Raw genomic sequence first — 4,686 nt, forward strand, 5'->3', positions numbered from 1 at the left:
ATCCTGTATCCAAATGTTTGATGTCTGCTCGAAGTTGCTGCGTTTTTAGGCTACCAGGATGGAGTACATAAGAATTGAGTTGATGTGCTTCTGCAAGATGAACCATGTCTTGAATCAGTTCTTTTTCGCACCGAAAACCCTCTACATCAATGATTTGAATGCGCTCGTTATTTTTAAATACCTGTGAAGAGAGCCCGTGATTTGGTACTGAAATCGAAAAGCTTACTTTTAACTCGTTGGTAGTTTTTGCAATAAAGTCCTTCTCGCGAGCAAGAAGATGCGCCGTTGTATAATATTCCAAGGGTTTTCCCTGGAGTACCCTTGCCTCCAAAAGCGATTCAATTTCCCGTTCAATGTCCTCATGGCCAACAAGACCTGCTGAAAAAGTCATAGCCTGGCGCACCAAAGCCCCATGCTGGATTTGAGTGGAATATTCGGACAAATGAGCCAGCGCATCATTCACTGCTTTATGCGCATCAGGGCTTAAAGGTGAGGTATGCGTGCTTTTAACCGCTCCTCGTCCGCTATTTAATTTGGAATCATGAATTATCGCACCTAAATCAATACCAAGCTCTTTAATTTCCTCTACCCACTGTTGATGCAGTGCTTGACTGTCTATTTCAGTTTTTGGCTTGCGCGTCGATAAATTAGATTTTTCAGCAGCCTTGGCACTGCTTGTGCCGCGTTCCTTCATATCATCAAGAATCTGCACACGCCTTTTAGATGTAGCAGTAATGGCCTCATCACTAATACCTACAACCTCAAAATTACCGTACCTGTCTTTAATGCGAATATCGTAGCCCAGCTCCTTAACTTTTTTCGCTAAAGAGGACATGTATACCAATCCCAAATAATGCTGATTAGAATAAATTAATTCACGAAAACCATGATCCAGATGTTCTTTATCATTTTTTGCTCGTGACGATAAAGAACGCCATAATCCATCCGAACGCTCAGTCATATTGAGTATGGGTACATGCGTGTGCAAATCGGGATCTAATTCACGAGAGGTTGTATGGACAAACATGGCTGCTACTAAATTACGGGTTTTTTCAAAAGTGGTTTCGCCATTAAATGTAATGCGTGCTTCTGCTGCCAGCTGCTCAATCCGACCAAAGGTAATGTTCACGGCTTCTTGATGGGCTTGAAGCAAGCGCGCGTCTTGCCCCACCAGGGCTAAAATGGATACGGACTTAGGCGCTGATAAGGTCACATCGGTGCCAGGACGATGTTGACGTACTCCCTTATCGATAATACCTAGCAGTTGCCCGCTGGGCAATTGTCCATCCAATAATTGCAAAAATTGCGAAGGCTCAATTTCACCGGACAATTGTAACTTTTGCGCACCGCGCCCGATCCATCGGGACAGACTGTTGAGCGAATCTCGATCGCTTAAATAATAATTATCTTGATTGGTGTAATAATGCAGCGCGTCTTTAGCCGCACTTATTTTATTTAAGGTCAACATAATACCTCCCTGGATGACTTAAAAAATTTCTTTTATAACAATGGAGGCCTCACGCAGCTCAATAGCATCGGTGTCGTTTTTGCTGGCTGTAACGTGATCTTTGGGTTCCGCATAAGGTGATTGTGGAGGTACTATATCCTTATCCGATACCTCATGCGCCATTGCTTCAAATTGATGAATTTTTTTAACATCGTCATTTCTTTGAGGATTATTTTGAACCATTAACGCGCGGTGATTTACTTTTTCCAACGCATCAAAATTGATGGATCGCTCAACAAGTGGTACGCAAATTTCTTTACGCTCAATGTATTTGTTTTTCAAACGAGTGATGGGATGATTTCCTACCAAACGGACATAACACTCCATGTCGTCAAGAGTCATAATATCGCCTTCTTCAACCGTATTTCTCTTAGTGCGTTGGGAGCCCACCGTATTACCATCACGAACAGAATCAGGACCATAAGACTGACTTTCTTTCATCTCATTAATCACCTGTGAGCCTAAATCCTCTGAAACCCACTTTGCCACTTTCGATTTTGGACTCCTAAAATAAATGGATGTATTGAGTAGATCCGCTATGGCTCCGGCCTCATGAGTTCCATAGATAAAATCTAATTGCGCAATAGATTGAATGCCAATGGCAACACAACCTCCAAATTTACGGATATCAGCCAGAGTGTCTGAAATGGTTTCTAAACGATGCAGGCTTGCTAATTCATCCATGACAAGCCATATACGCCCCTTATTATTAGCCACCAAGGATTGCACCCCTTGCATAGCGAGTCCTAACCACAGAGAAATTAAAGGCTTTATCTCTTTATGGTATTTGGAGCGTGAGGTAATAAATAACCACCCTTTATTGTATTTTTTAGGATTGGTTGTATTTTCAATCCATTCTTTAATCGAAAAGTCTTCTTTACCCGACTTCTCAAGCCCTTCAAGAAAGCGCAGCGCCTTGGTATAGGTTGCCAACACGGATTTAATGGAAATGGCCGTTTTTTCAATTTCCTTACTCACCAGATTTTCAGATTCCGTACCTTTGAGAATGTTCCTGATTTCCTCCAATGAGGTGGTGAGTAATAACTGCAGAAGAAACACGGGATCTTTTTCTGCATAATCCCTGATTTTCCACGCCATCGAGGTGAAAATGGTTCTTGCTGAGTCAACCCAAAACGGATCGCTGCCTTGAACTGATTTAGGAATTAAATACGTGGCAAAGGAGCCAAACTCCAACGGATTGGCACATTCTCGCCACATTTTCCAATTGGCACATAATTCTGAAATGGGATTGAGCTCCACATCAATGCGCTCATCAAAGAAATAAGGTTTGATGGTACATTCTTTATCATAAATGATTGCCGGCTCGCCCAGCGCCCTAATTTGCTCCAACAGCATCATCATGGCTTGCGTTTTTCCTGCACCTGTTGTGCCATGAAACAACATCCCTTGTTTTTCAGAATACTTAGGCATAGGTAAGCGATTCAACAGCTTAATTTCTGAAGCACCACGTTGTGATTCGTTGACTGATTTGATGGTTTCTTTAGGCGATAGAGCTAAGCGCGTACCGGAAACAAACTGATCTTTGGTGTATTTTTCACCTAATTTAATAAAGAAACGGGAAAACAACAGCGTAATCAACAAATACACCGCTCCACCAAAAAATAAAGAAACTTGCGCTTTTCTCCAAAGAACATCCAAAGCCTGCTGCACGGATGCTTGAATAAGGGGACTTTTTTGATAAAAAAGCGCTGTAATTTTACTCCCATTGAGGTTAGTCCATAACACATACTCCCCATTATGGAATTTCACGAGAAACCTTGAAATGTGGTGAAGCGCCACCAGTTTTAATTCAGACGAGGCATAAAACACCATAATCAGCGAAAAAAGCACGACAAAACCTAAGACAGCCCAGTGAAAAATACGGTTACTCACCTGAATCATCATTTTGGTTTTATAGTCAAAAATCTGACCGCCACTCATAAATTGCCACATATTTTGCAAGGAATTGTGTTTCATGATTCTAAATCCATCGATTTGACCGCTCTTCTAAGCGCACGTGTTTGCTTATTCATAACGTCCTTCCTTAAACCCGCGATCATTGTCCACATAATCCTGTTTTTGTTTTGCTTGCCGATTTGCTAAATCCGCTTGCGAGGCCTTAATCTCGTGTTGTGTACTGCCCTCTTGGTGTTGATAGGCTTTCGATAAATCTTCTCGATTATCCATACGCAGATCGTGCGCTTGCTGGATGGTGTTATCTTGCACCTGGCTTAAATGTCGCTCTTGCGATTTATTTAAAACGCTTCCAGCACCATCCTGATGGGCTTGGTTGATGAGTGCTTTTTGATGGGCAGTCATCGAAGCACGTTGCGCTTCAAATTGACTTTTCACTTGATCAGGTGATGAGTGGATGATGCGGCTTACTTGCTCTTTGACTGCCGATTGTCCTTGGGAAGAACTCATAAACTGATCGGCCAGTTGTTGTTGTGCGCCTAAGCTCGAAGCATCGGTCCCCATCAGTGCCTTTTCTACCTGGACCCCATGATGCTGCACCGCCCAATCATGAAACGCTTGATCCAATACTCTATCCATCCCGTCGGCGTGCTCTTTCACACGGTTAGCCATGTGTTGATAATGTTCGCCCTTACTGTATTCTGCTGAGGCCATATCAGATAAAGCATGTCCTTGAGATAGGTTGGCTGCGATTTGTTCGGATTTCGACAAATTAAATGAATCATTAACATCTAAGTGATGCGTCTTGGCTGTAGCCTCCATGTGGTTCAATGCACTAGAGAATGATTGACCTTCACTGGAGTTAAAAAAGGCTTGAACCGAGTTAGAAACAGACACACCTGTATTCAAACTCGTGCTCGCTTCCCCAGAAATACCCGTGACTGCATGAGCGAACGATCCAAATACCCCTTTGCGAGTATCAATTCTGGCCGAAACCGCCGCATCCCACGACACCTGTCCTGATTTGTCGTGATGCTGATTGTATTGGTTAACCGCATCTTGCATTTGACGAATATCTTGATTCAACGCATTACTGAGCGTTCTATTAATGCCAGTACCTTCTCGTACCTCACTGGCATCGCTTTCATTAAATTGAGATAGTCCACTCAAGGCTTGTTGATAATGAGAATCCGCACTGGTTCGATGCGATTGTGCATTCTGGAACGAAAGGCTTGCACTGTCTTGCAATGAAGCGCTGATTCTGT

2 protein-coding genes and 1 pseudogene are annotated in these 4,686 nt (G+C 42.9%); all 3 read right to left on the reverse strand.

Translation table 11 applies throughout. The annotated features are described in order from the left end of the window. Positions 1-1,468: MobF family relaxase (gene mobF / locus A8O27_RS17820; RefSeq protein ID WP_154669261.1), on the reverse strand; the 1,468-nt coding region annotated here is incomplete at its 3' end. An 18-nt stretch (positions 1,469-1,486) separates the two neighbouring features. Further along, positions 1,487-3,484: a type IV conjugative transfer system coupling protein TraD gene (gene traD / locus A8O27_RS17825; protein ID WP_064115151.1), complete on the reverse strand. Its 1,998-nt coding sequence runs from the start codon at positions 3,482-3,484 to the stop codon at positions 1,487-1,489. Between the two features lie 48 nt (positions 3,485-3,532). Continuing rightward, positions 3,533-4,686, reverse strand: a pseudogene (locus A8O27_RS17830) (conjugal transfer protein TraG N-terminal domain-containing protein); the annotation flags it as partial.

The sequence above is a fragment of the Legionella bozemanae genome (assembly GCF_001648595.1).
Lineage (GTDB): Bacteria > Pseudomonadota > Gammaproteobacteria > Legionellales > Legionellaceae > Legionella > Legionella bozemanae.